This is a genomic window from Pokkaliibacter sp. MBI-7 (assembly GCF_029846635.1).
Lineage (GTDB): Bacteria > Pseudomonadota > Gammaproteobacteria > Pseudomonadales > Balneatricaceae > Pokkaliibacter.
The window spans coordinates 1,764,259-1,783,435 of the sequence record NZ_JARVTG010000002.1 but is presented as its reverse complement, the minus strand read 5'-3'; the positions used below and the strand labels follow the sequence as shown (position 1 = coordinate 1,783,435).

The window sequence follows — 19,177 nt, the reverse complement described above, 5'->3', positions numbered from 1 at the left end:
AGGCTGGCGTTCCTGAGGTCAGAACGTCCAGAGGTTGCTTGTCCTGAAGGAACATTGTCCTGAATGAGCATGCTGCAGGTTTTTTCACGCCGCGTTACTGGCGCGCAGCAGGCAGAGGGCGGTCTCAGACGGCCAGATAGGCGCGCCGTGCCTCCTCATCGGCCGCCAGCTCGGCCATGCTGCCCTGATAACGGATATGGCCATTTTCCAGCACATAGGCGCGGTCACTGACCAGCTCGGCAAAATGGACGTTTTGCTCAGACAGCAGGATCGACAGTCCCTCGCGTTTCAATGCCAGAATCATATTGGCCATCTGCTCGACGATCACGGGGGCTACGCCTTCCGATGGTTCGTCCAGCAGCACCAGATAGGGATTGCCCATCAGGGTGCGGGACACTGTCAGCATCTGTTGCTCACCGCCGCTCATCTGACCACCGGGGCGATGCGGCATTTCCCCCAGATTGGGGAACAGCCTGAACAGCTTTTCCGGGGTCCAGTGGGGAGCGTCCTGGCGGATTGCCTGCCGGCCGACTTCCAGATTTTCCATCACGGTCAGATCGGTAAACACCCGCCGGTCTTCGGGGACGAAACCCATGCCCATCTGTGCGATACGGTGAGGGCTGGCCTTGCGGATGCTTTCACCGCAGAAGCTGATATCGCCCTGAGTACGGTTGAGCAGGCCCATTACGGCTTTCATGGTGGTGGACTTACCTGCGCCGTTACGCCCCATCAGAGCGACCACTTCACCGCGGCCGACCGTCAGGCTGACATCGAACAGGATGTGCGCGCGGCCATAAAAGGCATTGAGGTTTTTGACCTCCAGCAACGGCTGCACTGTGCTGCTGACCGGGTTGACCATGGCCGGATGAATACGGGATGCGCCGCTGGCGGATGCTATCTGTGACATGGCTGGCTCCTCAGGCAGCTTCAAAGGATTTGCCGCTGCCGAAATAGACCTGACGGACCTTTTCGTCATTGCGGATGGCATGGCTGTCGCCGTCGGCAATCAGCTCACCGCGGGCGAACACGATCATGCGGTCGGCGTGGGCGAACACCACATCCATGCTGTGTTCGGTAAACAGCACGGCCAGATTGCGTTCCACGACCATGCGTTTGACCAGCGCCACCAGCTCGTTACGCTCCTTCGGCGCCATCCCGGCGGTGGGCTCGTCCATCAGTAGCAGCTTGGGCTGATGTGCCAGCGCCATGGCCAGCTCCACCCGTTTGACATCGCCATAAGCGAGCACGCTGCAGGCGCGGTTGGCCTGACGCTCCATGCCCACCTGCTGCAACAGGTGCATGGCTTCATCGCGATAATAGCTGCTGACCGGCTTCCACCAGCGACGCAGCTGGTTGTGATGAGACAGCAGTACCATCTGCAGGTTTTCCAGTACCGTCAGCGAACCAAAGGTGGCGGAAATCTGAAAGGTACGGCCTACGCCCTTGCGCCAGATGTCGCGCGGGGCGCAGCCGACCAGCTCATCACCTTCGAGCAGGATGGAGCCGGTATCGGCCCTGAGCTGACCGTTAAGCATGTTGAAGCAGGTGGACTTGCCGGCGCCGTTGGGGCCCAGCAAGGCCAGCAGCTGGCCCCGTGGCAGGTCAAAGGACACACCCTTGACCGCCTTGACGCCACCAAAGGACTTGCTGATGTTCTGCACACTGAGCAGGGTCGTTGGCTGAGCGGTCATAGCGCCTCCTTCAGTTCTTTGGCGACGGGTTTGGCCAGCTTGCGGCTTTTGCTCAGCAGGCTGAGGTAGGCATGGTGCAGGGTGCCGACGATACCGGCCGGGAAAAGCAGCACCAGTACCAGCACCACCAGACCCAGCACGGCTTTCCAGTATTCGGTTTCGCGGGCAATGGAGTCGTGCAGCCAGGTGAACAGCGAAGCACCGGCTATCGGCCCGATCAGGGTCTGAATACCGCCCAGCAGCACCATCACCAGACCATCGATAGAGCGGCCTACGCCAATGGCCTCGGGGGAAATACTGCCTTTGGAGAAGGCAAACAGCGCCCCGGCCACACCACCGAACAGGCCAGCCACGGCAAAGGCCATCCACTGCACCCGTTTGACGTCGATACCGATAGCGTCGGCCCGCAGCGCTGAGTCACGGGCGGCACGCAGGGCATAGCCAAAGGGCGAGAACAGGATGCGACGCAGCAACAGGACGCCCGCCACACAGAACACCAGCGTCAGGTAGTAGTAAGCGGTGGGGGACGACAGCCAGTCAGCAGGCCACAGGCCCACCAGACCATTACTGCCGCCGGTCACATCATCCCACTGATAGATGACCGACCAGACAATCTGGGCAAAGGCCAGGGTCAGCATGGCCAGATAGACCCCGCTCAGGCGCACCGAGAACCAGCCGAACACCAGCGCGCCCATGACGGCCGCCAGTGGGCCAAGTAGCAGCGCCAGCTCCATAGGCATGTTCAGCAGGGTGATCAGCATGGCTGCGCCGTAGGCACCCAGACCGAAATAAGCGGCATGGCCGAAGGAGTGCATACCGCCGGGGCCCATGATGAAGTGCAGGCTGGTGGCAAACAGCACGGCAATCATGATTTCCACCAGCAGGATGGTCAGGTAGGGGAAACTGTCGGATGCCAGTGGCACCAGTGCCAGCACGGCCAGCAACAGCAGACCGGCGGTCTTCAGCCCGGCTGAGGCCGGACGCAGGGGCATTTCAGCCATATTGCTGTTGCGTGAGGCGGCCTGTGGCTTGCCCATCAGACCCCAGGGGCGGATGACCAGAATCACTGCCATCACCAGGAACTCCACCACCAGAGTCAGTTTGGACACGGCGAAGTCCATGCCGAACAGGTGCAGGGTGCCGATGGCAATACACAGTGCCTTAAGCTCAGAGATCAGTAGTGCGGCAAGGAAAGCACCGGGAATCGAGCCCATGCCACCTACCACCACGATGACGAACGCGGTGCCGATGGATTCCATATCCAGCGCCAGGTTGGCGGGGATGCGGGGTTCCTGTAATGCGCCACCCAGACCAGCCAGAAAGCAGCCAAGGGCAAATACACCGGTAAACAGCCAGGCCTGATTGACGCCCAGCGCGCCGACCATTTCACGGTCCTGAGTGGCGGCACGAATCAGCGTGCCCCAGCGAGTGCGGTTGAGCAGCAGCCACAGCAGACCCAGTACGACCGGGCCGATTACCATCAGCACCAGATTGTACTGAGGGAAGCTGCGTCCAAGAATTTCGATAGAGCCGCTGAGGCCGGGCGCACGGGGGCCAAATACATCTTCCGGTCCCCAGATGAACAGGGTGGCATCCTGAATAATCAGCACCAGAGCAAAGGTCGCCAGCAACTGGAACAGTTCCGGCGCGTGATAGATGCGACGCAGAATCAGCACCTCGATCAGTGCGCCGATCACCGCCACTGCGGCGGCCGAAAGCACAATCATCAGCCAGAAGCTGCCAACACTGTGGCCAAAATGGCTGACCAGGGTATAGGCCATGTACACGCCCAGCATATAGAACGAGCCGTGGGCGAAGTTGACGATACGGGTGACGCCGAAGATCAGCGACAACCCTGCCGCCACCAGAAACACTGATGAGGCATCGGCCAGTCCATTCAGGAGCTGGACCAGCAAACCTGAGAAGTTCATATGAGTCATCCTCTTACCGGCGTGCATGCCCTGTGAGGAGCAGGGCCGCCAGTACTGCCGTGTTGAGTCGTGCATGCACGCAGGCTGCGGGCCATTCTGGCGCCGCTACCGGGTCGGTGCAGAGCAGACCAGGATCGGGGCTCTGTGGCTCCCCGGCGATGCCGGGGAAAGCGGTGTTTGTTACACCTGTGATTGTCATATCGGTGGTGGCAGGAAGGTGTGCACGCCCGGCGTTATGTCAGTCACTCGTTGTCCTGACCGGCACGGGCTACCGCTGCGTGCACCTTCCTTGCAGAACCGTTACTCAGACGCGGTCAGAGCGGCGTCTGAGCGTGGGTTCCATGCAGGATTCAGTCCTGCGGACGCATGGCTTTGACGTCGTCATCACTGGGCTGGACGCTGGCGCCGTCCACATAGTGGAAGGAGGTCATCACGCCTTTGCCATCCTTGAGACCGGTTTCACCGACGAAAGCGCCCATGGTGGACTGGTGATCCTGCGCCCGGTAAGTGATCTTGCCGAAGGGCATATCCACTTCCAGACCACTAAAAGCAGCGATCAGTTTGTCAGTGTCGGTTGAACCTGCCTTGCTGATGGCGGCCGCAATACTCTTCATAGCGCTGTAGCCCACCGCTGAGCCGGCACGTGGATAGTCGTGGTATTTGTCTTCATAGGCTTTGAAGAATGCCTTGTGCTCGGGAGTCTCGATGCCGTACCAGGGATAGCCGGTGACGACCCAGCCAGTGGGCGCTTCGGCACCCAGCGGATCGATATATTCAGGCTCGCCGGTCAGCAGGGAGACCACCTTAACGTCCTTGAACAGATTGCGGGTGTTGCCTTCACGGACGAACTTACCAAGGTCTGCACCGAACAGGGCATTGAAGATGGCGTCAGGTTTGGAGTCGGCCAGTGCCTGAGAAACGGCACCTGCGTCGATCTTGCCCAGCGGGCTGGCCTGCTCGTTGACGAACTCGACGTCAGGCTGGGCCGCTTTCAGCAGCTTCTTGAAGGTTTCCACCGCTGACTGGCCGTATTCATAGTTGGGGTACACCAGCGCCCAGCGCTTCTTGTGCAGCTTCACTGCCTCGGGCACCAGCATCGCTACCTGCATATAGGTAGAGGGGCGCAGGCGGTAGGTGTACTTGTTGCCATTCTGCCAGACCATTTTGTCGGTCAGGGGTTCGGCAGCGAGATAGACGATCTTGCGCTGCTTGGCGTAGTCGGTCAGGGCCAGACCGGTGTTGGACAGGAAGCCGCCGAAAATCATGTCGACCTGTTCACGGGCACGCAGTTCCTCGGCGACGCGAATGGCATCGCCGGGGTTGGCGTTGTCATCACGTGAGACCACTTCCAGCTGTTTTCCCAGTACGCCTCCCTGAGCGTTGATTTCTTCCAGCGCCAGTCCCCAGCCTTTCTTGTACGGGTCAAGGAAGGCAGGCATCGCTTTGTAGCTGTTGATTTCCCCCAGCTTGATAGTGTCAGCGGCCAGTGTGTGGCCAGCGCCAAATACGGCGGCAGACAGCATGCTGACGCGGGTCAGGGTACTGAGAAATGTCTTCATTGTATCTCCTGCAGGCTTCGTGGGTGTTCCTGTTCACGGCAAGGAACGGGTTGGTCGGTTGGCGATGTGGCTGCCTGGTAATTCAACGTATGAAGCGGGTATTCAAGGAAGCACAGTACTCAGCAGAGGGGCTGAATTTCATGTAGTGCTTACTACATGAGTCAATGCAAGGAGCAGGCCAGAACACTCAGTGAGCGAACTGGCCGTAACCGCAGGCGAGGCAGGCGAGAGGCAATAAAGGCAGTAACAAGGTGAGCGGCAGGAGGAGCGGGAGCGCGACTTACTCGCTCTCCACGGGCAGGTCCTGCTCATACATCTTCTTGAGCAGATACAGCAAAGCCACGCGTTCTGCAGGGTTCAGGCTGCCCATGGTGTGCTCGGTAATGACCCTGGCGCAGGGGATCATCTCTGTCAGTAAGGTCTTGCCACTGTCCGTCAGCTCTATCACCACCTTGCGTTTGTCGCTGGGGTCAGTGGACAGCGCTATCCACTCCCGTGCCCGCAGGCGGTCGACGACGCCACGCATGGTGGCCTGATCAATATCCGTCGCTTTGACAATATCGGTAATCGAGCATGGCCCCTGATCACGCACGGTACACAGGGCCACGAACTGCGGTGCCGTCAGCTGACGGTCACTGGCATGCTGCTGAAAGATGGCGACGTGGCGCTGGTATGCCTTGCGCAGCAGGTGTCCTACCTGCTCGGTAAACTCGTAGTCTGGCTGACTGGTTAGCTGTTCTGACATGTGAAGCTTCTGTCTCTGCGAAAAAGGTGGGGCAGATAAAAATATGGAGTGTTCACTCTATTTTGTCGGCAAGTATAGCGGCGAAAAAAAAATCAGGGCAAACAAAAAAATGGCGGGAGCCGTCTCAGGAACAGGGCGTTGCCATAGCGCTTTTTCGGATTTTCGACATTGACCGGCATCAGTATGGTGCAGGCCGCTACAACTTGGTGCAATTATGGTGTGTACATTATTAACAAAGTGGTGAGAAAGGTTGGGTAGTTAAGTAATGCTGCGATTCTTGCTTTGTAGGTGCAGGGGAAGCTGTCAGGTAGGCGTTATAATTATATAAATAGCAATGTATACGTTATTAATGTGATTTGATCTAAAGCGGCTGAAAGAGGCTTCCAGGGGTAATGGGGCGAGTGGCTGCTGCTATTCTGGCAAGGGTTGTGGCAGGAGTTGAAAGCCACGGTGTGGATGGCAGCCGCTACCCGCGAGTGTGTCGGGCGATCAGCTGCAGATACGGCTGATCGTCGGATTTAACGCTATTCAGGGGCAGCCGTTGCGGACACGCAGTATATCCGCCATGACGGACAGCGCGATTTCAGCAGGAGTTTTGCTGCCAATCGCCATACCCACAGGAGCATGAATGCGCGTCAGCTCCTGCTCTGACAGGCCGCCGATACGGCGCAACCGTTCGCGGCGATGATCGGAGGTACGTTGTGAACCCATGACGCCGATATAAAACGCCTGAGTCAGCACCGCTTCCATCATGGCCAGATCATCAATGCGCGGGTCGTGAGTCAGGGCAACAATGGCGGTGTGCTGATGGGCACCGTGCTGCTCAAGATAGCGTGACGGCAGGATGTTCAGCAGCTGCACGCCCGCTAGTGTGAACTGCTCGCACAGCTCGGGGCGCGGATCGCAGACGATCACTGTAAAACCCAGCGTCAGGGCAAACTCGGCACAGTAACGGGAAACCGTGGAAATCCCTGCGATCAGCAGGGTGTAAAGTGCCCCGACCCGGATCTGCAGTTGCTGCCCCTGACGCTGCACCCGCAGCCCCTGACTGAGGTCGGGGCTGAGGCTGGTGGTTCCCTGTTGCAGGTCGATACTGCGGATCAGGCCCGCAGCGCCACTCAGGGCGGCCTCCATACGCTGCAGTAGCTGCAGCGGAGAGTCGTCACTAAAAGGTGTTCTGGCAGGGGAGTCAAAACGCTCGATCAGTATGTCGAGGCTGCCGCCACAGGGGAGGCTGACCTCAGGTGTGTGGCCGGTAGCTACTCCGCCATAGCTGACCGTGGTCAGCGCTGCAGGCCAGGTATCGGCACGCACGGCATCAATGAAATGGGCTTCCACACAACCACCGGACAGGGAGCCACAGTGCTCACCGGTTGCGTTGACGACCAGCATGGAGCCGGGCGGACGGGGGGAAGAGCCGTAGGTGCCCGTCACTGTCGCCAGCCAGATACGCTGACCCTGTTCCAGCCACTCACGGGCCTGGCGGATGACAACCAAATCGAGTGGCTGCATAACTCATCTCCTGTGCAATGCCAGAAGTCATGCAGCTTTCATGCTCATTTTTAATGAAGTGTCTGCTTCATCAAATGGCGATCAGCGTTAAGTTCGAGCTGCTAGAGACTGATCAGTACCGAGCGCATGACCACATCCTTGATATGTGCCAGCCATTCCTGCTGGAAAGTGCTGCTGGCGAAGTCTTCATCCATGAAGACGCTCAGGGTGTACTGGTTGGAGTTATAGAAATAGGTCAGCGACGAAATGGTCAGATAGAGATTGCGGGCTGAAGCATCCTTACGGAACAGGCCGCGTTGCTGGCCTGCCTCCAGTACCGGCGCCAGGTTGGCCAGAATGCTGCTGGAGATTGTTTTGATATTGGCGGACTTCTTCGAGTGCTTGCCCCGGTGCAGGTTTTCAGTGCTGAGAATCAGCACGAACTCAGGGTGCTTGAGGTAGTAACTCCAGGTGAACTCGACAATGCGCTGCAGGGCTTCTGCCGGGTCGGCAAGGTCCAGTTTGAGTTTGCGCTCGGCCTGATTGAATTGCAGATAGATATGCTCCAGCACCTCGATGAACAGCTTCTCCTTGCTGCCGAAGTAGTAGTAGATCATGCGGTCATTGGATGCGGCCGCCTTGGAGATGCTCTCGATGCGTCCACCTGCGTAACCATTTTTGGCGAAGATCCTGACGGCTGCCTTGAGGATCTTGTCGCGGGTATCTTTGGCTTGCTGGGCGCGTTTGCCCAGTGGCAGGTCACTTGTGGTCATTGCATCCATCACTGCTTTCTGTGGCTGGGGTGATTGTCGTCATCTGGGACTAACTGACCCGCTATTGATGAAGTAGTTCCTTAATGCAGGGGCGCTATCGCACATTCACGATCTGCTGCGCGCCCCTTGTGGAAAGCTAGCATTGACCGAAACGAGCGTTGTTGACAAGTCACCCGGCTGCCTGTCAGGAGGCTGGCCGGGCGCGAAGCCGATCGTGATGATGTTGTCAGTGGCTGCCGGGGTTGGCGCGGAGGAAGGCCACGCGTTCGCTGACGTTGCTCCAGGCAGCCTTGTCACTGGCGAAGGTCTGGCGGATGTAGTTGACCAGTCCGCTGATCTGCTGATCGTTCATGCTGTTGGCAAACGCCGGCATATAACCCAGTTCGGGATTGGCCGGTGTGGGGATGCCGTTCAGAATGATGCGAATCAGGTTATCCGGGCTGTCACTGTGGACGTTGGTGTTGACCGCCAGAGCGGGTTTGACGCCGAACAGGTCCAGGCCTTCATTTTCGCTGTGGCACACCGCGCAGCTGCCTTCAAACTGCCGGGCCGCCGCGGATGGGCTGCTGGCGGCAATGGCCTCGCTGCGCTGCTGCAGATAGCTGATCTGCTCTGCCTGACTGAGGCCGGGTGATGGGGTCTCCGCAGGCGTGGCCACCGTCGCACCGTTTACGGTGGCCAGATAGTGGGCGATGGCGCGCACATCTTGCTCGGGCAGGGTGGCCAGTTCGGCCACCACCGGTGCCATGGGGCCGGCAGCCACACCGTGATCCGGGCTGTGGCCGGTACGCAGGTAACTGAACAGGCTGTCTTCGGTCCAGCGGATGGGTGACTTGTTCAGTGCGGTCAGGGCGGGGGCTTCCCAGCCATCGACTATGCCGCCGCTGAGATAGGCGTCGCCTGCTTTCTCCGCGCCCAGCAGGTTACGGGGGGAATGGCAGGCGGTGCAGTGGCCCAGTCCGTCCACCAGATAGCGACCCCGGTTCCAGAGATCCGTCTGGCTGGGGTCGGGCTGGTAGCTGCCCTGCTTGAGAAAAAGGCTGTTCCAGCCTGCCATCAGCGGACGCAGACTGAACGGGAAGCTCAGCGCCGTTTGTGGTGGTGAGGAGCGTACCGGCGCCATCGACATGATGTAGGCATACAGCGCCTGCATATCGCTGTCGGTCATATTGCGAAACGAGGTATAGGGGAAGGCAGGGTAGAGATGACGGCCGTCGCGGCTGATGCCCTCACGCATGGCGCGCTCGAAGGCGGTGAATGACCAGCGACCAATGCCTGTTTCTTCATCGGGTGTGATGTTGGTGCTGTACACCGTGCCGAACGGCGTGTCCATCGCCAGCCCGCCTGCATTGGCGATGCCACCGGGAGTGGTATGGCAGATGGCGCAGTCTCCCGTGGCAAACAGCTGTTTACCGCGTGCCAGCGTAGCCGCGCTGTACAGGGAAATATCCGGTCGGGTAATGGGAGCGATAGCCGGGCGCCACGGCATCAGGGTGGTGGCGACGCCGACGGCGGTTGTCAGACAGGCTGCCAGGGAGCCCAGCAGCCAGTTACGCTTCTTTCGTTTGGCTTCCTGCTGTCCGTTTTGCTCCTGCTGGGGGCCATAAAGTGCGGCGCGAACCTTTTCCGGCGTGAACGGGGGCTGGCGCAAACGCACGCCGGTGGCATCGAAGATGGCGTTGGCAATGGCAGCTGCACTGGGCACCGAGGCGGATTCACCTGCTCCCTGCGGAGGCTCCTCCGGCCGCTCGGCCATGACGACATCAATCTCCGGCATTTCCGGAAAGGTCAGAATGGGGTAGCTGCCCCATTCACGGCTGGTGACGGTGGACTCGTTGAAGGTGACCTGTTCCTTCAGGGCGCGACTGGTGGATTGCAGCACGTTGCCATGAATCTGATGGCGCACGCCGTCGGGGTTGATCATCAGCCCGGCATCGTGGCCGATCACTACCCGGGTGACGTTGACCTCGCCGGTGCTTTTGTCCACTTCCACATCCGCTACCCAGGCAGCCCAGGCCGCGCCGAAGCCGGGGAATTTGCTGTGGATGTAACGGGCGTAGGCAAAGCCGCGGCCCTTGACGATGTTGCCGACGGCCGCCCTGGGCTTCCAGCTGCCCTCACGTGCTTCCCAGTTGGCGCGCTGTGCCACGGATTTGACCAGATCGACGGCGCGGGGGTCTTTCAGGTAACGCAGGCGGTATTCGATGGGGTCTACACCGGCTTCATGGGCCAGCTCGTCGATATAGGATTCATGGGCAAAGGTGTTGGGCAGTGCCGACACCCCGCGCAGCCAGGCTGCGCGCACTATTGGCGCCATGTCATTGCAGACGACCCGCATATGGTCGAACTCGTAGGGAGGAATGCTGGTGCGGTCGCCCATTTCCAGTGCCGCAGGAATCGCTTCGACCACACCGGTCAGCATCAGTGCCAGCATGGGCGCCCCGTTGGACGGGTAGGAAGTGGCGAAGTCATAGGCTGCCGGGCTGCCATCGGCATTGATGCCGCCGTTTACGTCCATCAGCTGGGCGGCGCCCTTGGGTTCCCAGGCGTGTTCCTGTTCGCGGGTCAGCTGCACTCGGACGGGTCTGCCGACGGCGCGGGACAGTAGCACCGCATCACCACAGACATCATCGGCACAGTTGCGGCCGTAACAGCCGGACGCTTCGTAGCGGACGATTTCGATGCCAGCCTCATCAATATTCAGCAGAAAGGCCAGATCAGCGCGCAACAGGTGAGGGTTTTGTGTGCCGGACCATACTGTCACCCTGTCCTGCTGTACATCCGCTACCGCGCAGGACGGGCCAATGGAGGCATGCATCTGGTAGGGCCAGACATAGGTACGTGGCATGACCTTGGCCGCTTTGGCGATGGCCTCATCGACATTGCCTTTATCCAGCAGCAGACGTTGTTTGGCGCGCGGGTTGTTGCGTACGGCAAATTCGAGATCCGTCAGGTCGGGCAGGTCGGGGTGTGGCTTCCAGTGTACCTTCAGTTCGCTGGCGGCACGCATGGCCTGCTCTTCGCGCTCGGCGATGATGCCGACAAAGTCACCGATCACCTCAATATGAACGATGCCGGGCAGATGGGCGATGGAGTCACGTTCCACTTCCAGCAGCGAATTACCAATGAAGTTGCCGCTATCAATGCCGGCATAAGGAGGGCGCACCACCCGGCCATGCAGCATGCCTGGGACGCGCACGTCATGGACGTAAGTCAGGCCGCCGGTGGCTTTGGCGGGAATATCGCTGCGCCGGGAGGATTTGCCGACAATGCGGTAGTCCTCCACTGGCTTGAGAGGTGTGTTGTCATCCACGGGCAGTTCGGTGCGCGGGCCAGTCACCAGCTGGCCGAAGCTGATGCGTTGTGTCGCGTCATGGCGGCTGAAAATGACACCCTGGTCCATCGACAGCTCGCTGGCGGGCAGGCGCAGCTGCTCCGCCGCCTGGTTCAGCAGGTAGTGGCGGGCAGTGGCCGCCGCCTTGCGCAGGGGGATGGCAGAAATCTGGATAGTGGCGCTGGCGATGGTGGCGCCCTGATTGGGGACGCGCTCAGTGTCACCCAGTACCATCTGCACCTGCTCAAACGCCAGATCCAGCTCTTCGGCAACGATCTGTGCCAGCGAGGTGCGAATGCCGGTACCGAGATCAACATGGCCGTTGAAGGCAATCACCTCATTGCTGGCGGTGATGGCAATGAAGATCTCCATCAACGGCGCAGGCGGCGGATCCTTGGGTTTTTCCGCCGGGCTCAGGGGAGGCTGGCTGGCGCGTACCAGCAGCAACACGTCATCACGTTCAAACCAGGCCTGGCGGCTGAGAGGGAGGGATTGGGTCATGCAGGCTGTCCTTCTGTCACCGTGGTGCTAGCTTGGGCGTCAGCAGCGGTGGTGTGCGGTTCGACGGGCGCAGGGGTATCAATGGTGCTGAGCAGTTCGGCGGCGCGCATGACCGCCCTGATGATTTCCACATGGGTGCCGCAGCGGCACAGGTTATGGGCAAGCGCCTTGCGGACCTGTTGTTCGCTGGGGTGGGGGATGCGCTGTAACAGTGCTGCTGTGGTCATTACCATCCCGTTCAGGCAGTAACCACACTGTGCTGCCTGCTCCTCGATAAAGGCCTGCTGCACCGGATGCAGATGGTCGAGGCTACCCAGGCCTTCCAGTGTTGTTACTTCGCGTCCCACTGCTACCTGTGCGGGTAACATGCACGAGCGTGCCACTTTTCCGTCCAGTAATACCGTGCATGCACCACATTCGCCCAGCCCACAGCCATATTTCGGGCCGTTCAGTTGCAGGTCGTTGCGCAGTGCCAGCAGTAGGGGGGTATCTGCTGAAATGGTCAGTCTTACCGGTTTGCCATTGACCGAAAAGATCAGCGGACGGTCTGGGTTGTCTCTCATCATCGGCAGTCGTGATCAGCTTAAGTTAATGTAGTGTTTACTTAACCAAGCAAGATATGGGCCTTGTTTTTACTGGCTGATAGGGCTTCTCTCAGGTGATGTTGATGATCTGTTTAATAATGTGTGCATGATTGTCGCCGGCGTCTCGTCAGGCCGGACTGGCGTATGGCGGTAAATCCACACTGAGCTGAGATAAATTTGCGCAGTGAAGCGGGTATGGCGTTGTCACCATCGGCATTAGCTGTTATCTGTTTTGCTCTGATTGAAGAGTGTGCACTGAATTTGCTAGAGAAATTGACCATCCAGTCTGAAAGTGGTGTCAGCCACTGGAAACGGCTGTGAAGGATTAGTCGGGTGCAGCAACAGAAAGCAGTGCCCAGGACCACTAACAAGGGTGACTCATGAAGAAAGTACTGGCAGTAACAGGTTTGGCTTTACTGGTGGCGTCTCAGGTGCAGGCAGCAGAGTTCAAGCCGGCAGTGGTGTATGGGCTTGGTGGAAAGTTCGACAAGTCATTCAACGAGTCAGTGGTCAATGGTGTGGCGCGCTTCACCAAGGATACGGGCATCAAGGTGTTTGAGTTTGAGCCAACCAACACGCCACAGATCGAGCAGGGTCTGTCGAAAATGGCCAAGCGCAAGATGAATCCCATCATCGCGGTAGGCTTTGACGAGGCCAATGCACTGGAAAAGGTCGCCAAGGAAAACCCCGAGTCGAAGTTTGCCATTATTGACTCGGTGGTCGATCAGCCCAATGTCGAGTCCATTGTCTTCAAGGAGCAGGAAGGTTCATTCCTGGTTGGTGCGCTGGCGGCCATGGCCAGTAAAAGTGGCAAGGTGGGCTTCGTCGGCGGGATGGATATCGGTCTGATCCGTCGCTTTGAGTGCGGCTACGAACAGGGTGCCAAGTACATCAACAAGGACATCACGGTGTATCAGAACATGACCGGCTCCACTCCTGAGGCCTGGAATAACCCCGGTAAAGGCGGTGAGCTGGCCAAGAGCCAGTTTGATCGCGGTGCCGACGTCGTGTTCGCAGCAGCAGGCGGCACTGGTCTGGGGGTGTATCAGGCTGCAGCGGATGCGCATAAATATGCCATCGGTGTCGATTCCAACCAGAACTACCTGCATCCCGGCGTAATGTTGACGTCCATGGTGAAGAGCGTGGATGTGGCGGCCTACAGCACGTTCAAGGAAGTGCAGGATGGCACCTGGAAGCCGGGCGTGAAGGCGCTGGGTCTGGCAGAGAATGGTGTGTCATGGGCTTATGATCAGTACAACAAGGATCTGATCACAGCTGAAATGAAGGCCAAAATGAAAGAAATTCAGGCAGATATCGTCTCCGGCAAGATTCAGGTCCATGACTACATGGCGGACAATGCCTGTACTTATTGATGCTGTGACTATTTTGGGATAATGCATCTGTTCTGTTTTTTGATAGCGCCCGGCTCTGGCCGGGCGTTTGCTTTTGGGTAGGTCACTCACCCACTTTAGCTTCGACCAGCAACGCCAGCAGTTGCAGTGATTCCTGCCAGCCAAGGTAGCAATGCTCAACAGGAATCGCTTCGGGGATGCCTTCCTGCACGATGTGAAGCTCGGTGCCGCAGGAAACCGGGGCCAGTGAAATCGTTGTCACCATGGTGCCGGGCAGGCCGGTGTCTTCAAAAATATCGGTATGGCGGATGGTCTCGCCGGGCTCCAGCTCCAGATACTCACCACCGAAGCTGTGTTGCTGGCCATTGCTGAACTGAGTGAAGGACATGCGGTAGCGGCCGCCCACTCTGACGTCCATCTCATGCACTGTGCAGGTAAAGCCGTGGGGTGGCAGCCACTTGCAGAGGGCGTCCGCTTCCAGAAAGGCCCGGTAGAGAACGTCAGGGCTGGTGCGAATGACTCGGTGCAGGCGAACGGTATTGGACATGGCTGCTCTCCTTGAGCTTCGTTGTAGTGTTTTACCATCGGGGCGGGTGGCACACAGGGAAGTCGCAGAGAGATAGTAAAGTCGGCAATCGCCGATGCCGCCAGTTTCCTGGCGGCGGGGGTGGTTCAGATGTCCAGTTCCAGGGCGGGGGTCCGACGCTGGGGTATCAGCCCCAGCGCCAGTGCGCAGCCGCAGAAAATGATGACAGAGCCTATGAGCTGCAGGGTGGACAGGTGCTCGCCCAGCAGTAATGCACCAATAACCATGGCGACAAGGGTGACCACAAATTCCACGCTGATGGTCTTGGTGGCGCCGATGGTGGCCACCAGCCGGAAATAGATCACATAGGTGAGGGCGCTCATACCGCAACCCAGAATCAGCAGGAAGAGATAGTCCAGAGCTTGCGGCCGCACGGGAACCGGAACCGCAAACAGTAGTGGCATGGTCATCAGGCCTCCGGCCAGAAAGGACGCCATGGTGACCTCAAAGGAGCCGACCCCTTTCAGATGCAGACTGGCGTAGTTGCTGCCGAATGCCGCGGACAGTGATGCCAGCAAACAGGCTGCGCAGCCAATAATGAAGGAGTGGGTAATGGGGGCGCTGGGGAAGCCAACCAGCATGACAATGCCGGTGAAGCCCAGCAGCAGGCCGGCCATGCTGCGGGGTGTTGCGCGCTCAAGGCCCCACAGTTGTGCCATGACCATGGAAAAGATGGGGATCGACGCCACCAGAATGGCTGCCATAGCGGTGCCGATCAGCGGGGTGCCGAACGACAGGCCGATGAGCTGGCCTGCCACCGTAGTGGCGCCGACAATGGCAAAGTGATGCCAGCGAACACCAAACTGCAACTTCTTGCGCAGCATGGCGGCAATAATGCCCAGTGCACTGCCAGCCACCAGACAGCGAAACGTAACGGCGCCGACCCAGCCAAAGGAATGAACTACCTTGACCAGAACGAGGAAGGAGACGCCCCAGGTAAACGCCAGAAATAGATAGGCGGCGAGATCTTTTGCTTTCATTTGCTGCTTTATGAAGTGCTACAGAATAAGAAGGTATTCGCGATCTCGCGACGTTACGGGGCTGCTCCGCCCTAGTCAAAGCAGATATTTTGATGAATAGACCTAATAATTTTATGGCTGAGGTAGGGCAGGTCTTGAGATTGCCTGCCCCGGAGGGGCCGTGTTGCTCTGCTTGCCTACAGGGGAGTTGTGTTCTGCAGGGCGAGAGCACGTGCCAGTGTATCAGCTGGCCTTTGAGCTTTCAGGGTGGACCACATCGCCTGCCAGAACGACAGCAGTGCCATCCAGATAGATGTCGCAATGACGTAGCGGAATATCCATATGGCACGGCGTCTTGCGTTTGCCACCTACCTCGGTATTGGGGCCGGTGGAGAACAGGAAATTGCCGTAGAAGGCGCGGGCATCCATGCACATGCCGTCGTTCTTGTCATGCAGCCCCATGGCTGTCCACTGGGCGCGAGGTTGCAGGCCCCAGCCAATATGGGAAATCCCGTACACCTCCGGGTCCTTGAAGTAGGCCATGTAGTCACGCAGATATTCCGCTTCAAAACCGCCATGAATTCTGGTGATAAAGCCTTTTTCAATTTCCAGCGTGATGCGCTCGCGGCAGTAGGTCTTGAACGGCAGCAAAATGTCGCCGACATCCAGTACCAGTGTGCCTTCAGCGGTTTCCTCGTTGGGCCAGGTGAAGAGGAAGCCACTTGGCCAGTGATCCCAGCGGCCGGGCTGATCGACAAAGCCATATTCGGTGACAGCGGGGTATTGCCCCAGCTCGGCACGGAAGTCTGAGCCTGCTCTGGATTTGACCTGCATGGTGCGAGCGCTCTTCAGTACCTGCTCTGCTGCCATTACCCGCTCTTTGTCTTCCAGTGTTGGCAGCATGCGCGCCAGCACCTCAGGAGGTTCCACGGCCAGCAGGATGCGTGTTCCCGTCTTCAGAATCTGCTCCTGCTCAGGCGAGTGCAGCAACATCATGGTGTCCACAATCAGGTCGGCCGCTTCCAGTGCTATCTGTGCCGCCTTGTTGCCTGTCAGGGCGGTGTCGCCGCAATAGGCTGTCATGTCGAAGCCCATCGCCGTCGGTGGGTTGTAGGCTGGGAGTTCCACGCCGTACACCTTGGCGCCCAGTCGCTGCGCAGCTTCGGTCGCCGCCGCGACAGTGCGTGGGTTGGAGTAATGACTCTTCAGAATGGCCACGCTCTGGGTGCTGTCGACTCTGGACAGGCTTAGGACGTGTTCAAACATCTCGGTAAGTTGGGCGTTGCTAACCGGCATGACTGCCTCCTGACATAGGGTGTAATAGTGATTGCCGCTTTTTGGTGCAGGCTCTTTCTGGTCTGCTTAAATAAAGTGCATACACTATAAAAATTCAATGCGACTAAAAATTAAAAATAGTCTGTAGATCATTTGTATAGGTATGCGTGGCGTCTTATCTGGCAATTTGTGGGGTATTTACTCGATTTTAACTCAGCAACTACCATGCCCACATCATTAAAAATAAAGTATACGTCATAGTTGTTTTTATTTTTAAATGGTGTGTACATTATAAATAAGCGGCCTTGACCCACCTTTGAAAGGTGACCCATTTCACCCCTGAGCCTGTGTCGTGACGGCTTGGGACTGTCTTGAGGCTGTTCCGTTTGCAGAGGACGAAGAGTGATGCAGAGCAAACCCACAATCGCAATTATCGGTGCCGGACTTGGTGGCGCAGCCGTCGCCGTGTTGCTGCAGCAGGCTGGTTTCAAGATCAAGGTGTTTGAGCAGGCGCCTGAGTTTTCAAGGCTGGGTGCCGGGATTCACATTGGCCCCAATGTGATGAAGATCTTCCGTCGTATGGGCATCGAAGAAAAAGTCAGTGCGATGAGTTCGCACCCTGACTTCTGGTTCAGCCGCGATGGGTTCACTGGCGACTATCTGTCGCGCATCCCGCTCGGTGACTACGCCCTGAAGGAATACGGTGCAGCCTACATCACAGTACACCGCGGCGATCTGCATGATGTGATGCTGTCGCCGCTGAGCAGTGGCACCGTACAGTTCAACAAGCAGCTGGAAACCATCGAGGATACCGGCAGCGAAGTCGTGATGACCTTCACTGACGGCACGACTGATACCGCCGATATTGTTATCGGTGCTGACGGCATCAATTCCCGGGTGCGTGAAGAGCTGCTGGGCGTGGAAGCACCCACCTATAGTGGCTGGGTCGCCCACCGTGCCCTGATTACCGGTGCCCAGCTGGCCAGGTTCAATCACAACTTTGAAGACTGCATCAAGTGGTGGACTGAAGATCGTCACATGATGGTGTACTTCACCACTGGCCGTCGTGATGAGTACTACTACGTTACCGGTGTGCCGGAGCCTGAGTGGAACAGTTCTGCTTCCTGGGTCGACAGCAGTCGCGAGGAAATGCGCGCAGCCTTCGACGGTTATCATCCCACTGTACAGGCACTGATCGACGCCACTGAAAGCGTGACCAAATGGCCGCTGAAAAACCGTAATCCGTTACCGCTGTGGAGTCGTAATCGTCTGGTGCTGCTGGGCGATGCCTGCCATCCGATGAAACCTCACATGGCACAGGGTGCCTGTATGGCTATTGAAGATGCCGCCATGCTGGTGCGCTGTATCGAAGAAGTCGGGCTGAGTGAATATCAGACGGCCTTTGATCTTTATGCCGCCAACCGGGTTGAGCGGGCCAGCAAGGTACAGCGCATTTCCAATGCCAACACCTGGCTGCGCACGGATGAAGATCCTTCCTGGTGCTTTGGTTATGACCTCTACGGTACGCCGCTGGTGGATATCAGCAGCAAGGTGGAGGGCGCTGCATGACCACCTTCTGCTATGGCGGGCAGGTGCAGGCCAATGGCATCCGCCAGCACTACCTGCGCTATGGCGGCGAAGGCAAGCCTGCGCTGCTGCTGATACCGGGGATTACCAGCCCGGCGATTACCTGGGGCTTTGTAGCCGAACGACTGGGGCAGCAGTACGACACCTACGTGGTGGACGTGCGTGGCCGTGGTCTTTCATCGACCGGCCCGGCGCTGAGTTACGACCCTGACAGCTGCGCCGATGACATTATTGCTCTGGCTGCGGCGCTGGGGCTCAGCGACTACCTGCTGATGGGGCATTCCATGGGCGCACGCTTTGCCGTGCGTGCGCTGGCCCGTGGCGCCGTGGGTGTCAGGCAGCTGGTGCTGATTGACCCGCCGGTGTCCGGTCCGGGGCGCCGTGAGTATCCCAGCAAGCTGCCCTGGTATGTCGATTCCATCCGTCTGGCTCAGCAAGGCATGGATGCAGAAGCGATGAAGGCGTTTTGCCCGAGCTGGAGCGAAGAGCAGCGACAGCTGCGCGCTGAGTGGCTGCATACCTGCTACGAGCCTGCCATCGTGCGTGCCTTCAATGACTTCCATGACGATGACTTTCACCGCGACCTGCCTGCCGTCAGCGTCCCCACGCTGCTGATGGTGGCGGGCAAGGGCGGAGTGATTCTGGCTGAGGATCAGGCAGAGATCGCCAGGCTGCTGCCGTCAGTGCAGATCAGCACCGTGATCAATGCCGGGCACATGATCCCCTGGGATGATTTTGACGGCTTCTTCATCGGTCTGGGGTCGTTGTTCCCGGGATGTGAATAGGCTGCGGTCTGATCCGCTCCATTC

Annotated in this window: 15 protein-coding genes; 3 read left to right on the top strand and 12 right to left on the bottom strand. The window is 58.5% G+C overall.

Features of this window, described 5'->3' with window-relative positions; translation table 11 throughout:
* Positions 1 to 124 precede the first annotated feature (124 nt).
* The 9 genes from QCD60_RS27720 to QCD60_RS27680 form a co-directional block, all read right to left on the bottom strand.
* Complete coding sequence (locus QCD60_RS27720) at positions 125 to 907, bottom strand: ABC transporter ATP-binding protein (protein ID WP_279790368.1); 783 nt, start codon at positions 905 to 907, stop codon at positions 125 to 127.
* 10 nt (positions 908 to 917) lie between these two features.
* Positions 918 to 1,691: an ABC transporter ATP-binding protein gene (locus QCD60_RS27715; protein WP_104152064.1), complete on the bottom strand. Its 774-nt coding sequence runs from the start codon at positions 1,689 to 1,691 to the stop codon at positions 918 to 920.
* Positions 1,688 to 3,622, bottom strand: coding sequence for an ABC transporter permease (locus QCD60_RS27710; RefSeq protein WP_279790364.1), 1,935 nt, complete (start codon positions 3,620 to 3,622; stop codon positions 1,688 to 1,690). The genes QCD60_RS27715 and QCD60_RS27710 overlap by 4 nt, the downstream gene beginning before the upstream one ends.
* A 350-nt stretch (positions 3,623 to 3,972) precedes the next feature.
* Complete coding sequence (locus tag QCD60_RS27705) at positions 3,973 to 5,181, bottom strand: ABC transporter substrate-binding protein (protein ID WP_279790361.1); 1,209 nt, start codon at positions 5,179 to 5,181, stop codon at positions 3,973 to 3,975.
* Between the two features lie 280 nt (positions 5,182 to 5,461).
* Positions 5,462 to 5,926 (bottom strand): MarR family transcriptional regulator, encoded by a 465-nt coding sequence (locus QCD60_RS27700; protein ID WP_279790358.1) that lies wholly within the window; start codon positions 5,924 to 5,926, stop codon positions 5,462 to 5,464.
* 528 nt (positions 5,927 to 6,454) lie between these two features.
* The gene (locus tag QCD60_RS27695; protein ID WP_279790355.1) at positions 6,455 to 7,438 is read right to left on the bottom strand and encodes an XdhC family protein; all 984 of its coding nucleotides are present in this window, start codon (positions 7,436 to 7,438) and stop codon (positions 6,455 to 6,457) included.
* A gap of 101 nt (positions 7,439 to 7,539) precedes the next feature.
* Positions 7,540 to 8,190 carry a TetR/AcrR family transcriptional regulator gene (locus QCD60_RS27690; protein ID WP_279790353.1) on the bottom strand — a complete coding sequence of 217 codons (651 nt, stop codon included), beginning with the start codon at positions 8,188 to 8,190 and terminating at the stop codon, positions 7,540 to 7,542.
* Positions 8,191 to 8,416: 226 nt separating this feature from the next.
* Positions 8,417 to 12,025, bottom strand: coding sequence for a molybdopterin cofactor-binding domain-containing protein (locus QCD60_RS27685; protein ID WP_279790351.1), 3,609 nt, complete (start codon positions 12,023 to 12,025; stop codon positions 8,417 to 8,419).
* On the bottom strand, positions 12,022 to 12,591 hold the full coding sequence (locus QCD60_RS27680) for a 2Fe-2S iron-sulfur cluster-binding protein (protein WP_279790349.1): 570 nt from the start codon (positions 12,589 to 12,591) through the stop codon (positions 12,022 to 12,024). The genes QCD60_RS27685 and QCD60_RS27680 overlap by 4 nt, the downstream gene beginning before the upstream one ends.
* Positions 12,592 to 12,989: 398 nt before the next feature.
* Here QCD60_RS27680 and QCD60_RS27675 point away from each other — a divergent pair, with 398 nt between their 5' ends.
* Positions 12,990 to 13,982, top strand: coding sequence for a BMP family ABC transporter substrate-binding protein (locus QCD60_RS27675; protein WP_279790347.1), 993 nt, complete (start codon positions 12,990 to 12,992; stop codon positions 13,980 to 13,982).
* 82 nt (positions 13,983 to 14,064) lie between these two features.
* Here the strand turns inward: QCD60_RS27675 and QCD60_RS27670 are convergent, their stop codons facing one another.
* The 3 genes from QCD60_RS27670 to QCD60_RS27660 form a co-directional block, all read right to left on the bottom strand.
* Positions 14,065 to 14,508 carry an SRPBCC family protein gene (locus tag QCD60_RS27670; protein ID WP_279790345.1) on the bottom strand — a complete coding sequence of 148 codons (444 nt, stop codon included), beginning with the start codon at positions 14,506 to 14,508 and terminating at the stop codon, positions 14,065 to 14,067.
* A gap of 125 nt (positions 14,509 to 14,633) precedes the next feature.
* Positions 14,634 to 15,527 carry a DMT family transporter gene (locus tag QCD60_RS27665; RefSeq protein WP_279790343.1) on the bottom strand — a complete coding sequence of 298 codons (894 nt, stop codon included), beginning with the start codon at positions 15,525 to 15,527 and terminating at the stop codon, positions 14,634 to 14,636.
* 222 nt (positions 15,528 to 15,749) lie between these two features.
* On the bottom strand, positions 15,750 to 16,802 hold the full coding sequence (locus QCD60_RS27660) for a 2,5-dihydroxypyridine 5,6-dioxygenase (RefSeq protein ID WP_279790340.1): 1,053 nt from the start codon (positions 16,800 to 16,802) through the stop codon (positions 15,750 to 15,752).
* A gap of 384 nt (positions 16,803 to 17,186) precedes the next feature.
* Here QCD60_RS27660 and QCD60_RS27655 point away from each other — a divergent pair, with 384 nt between their 5' ends.
* On the top strand, positions 17,187 to 18,350 hold the full coding sequence (locus QCD60_RS27655; RefSeq protein ID WP_279790338.1) for an FAD-dependent monooxygenase: 1,164 nt from the start codon (positions 17,187 to 17,189) through the stop codon (positions 18,348 to 18,350).
* On the top strand, positions 18,347 to 19,153 hold the full coding sequence (locus tag QCD60_RS27650) for an alpha/beta hydrolase (protein WP_279790336.1): 807 nt from the start codon (positions 18,347 to 18,349) through the stop codon (positions 19,151 to 19,153). The genes QCD60_RS27655 and QCD60_RS27650 overlap by 4 nt, the downstream gene beginning before the upstream one ends.
* The last annotated feature ends 24 nt before the right edge of the window (positions 19,154 to 19,177 follow it).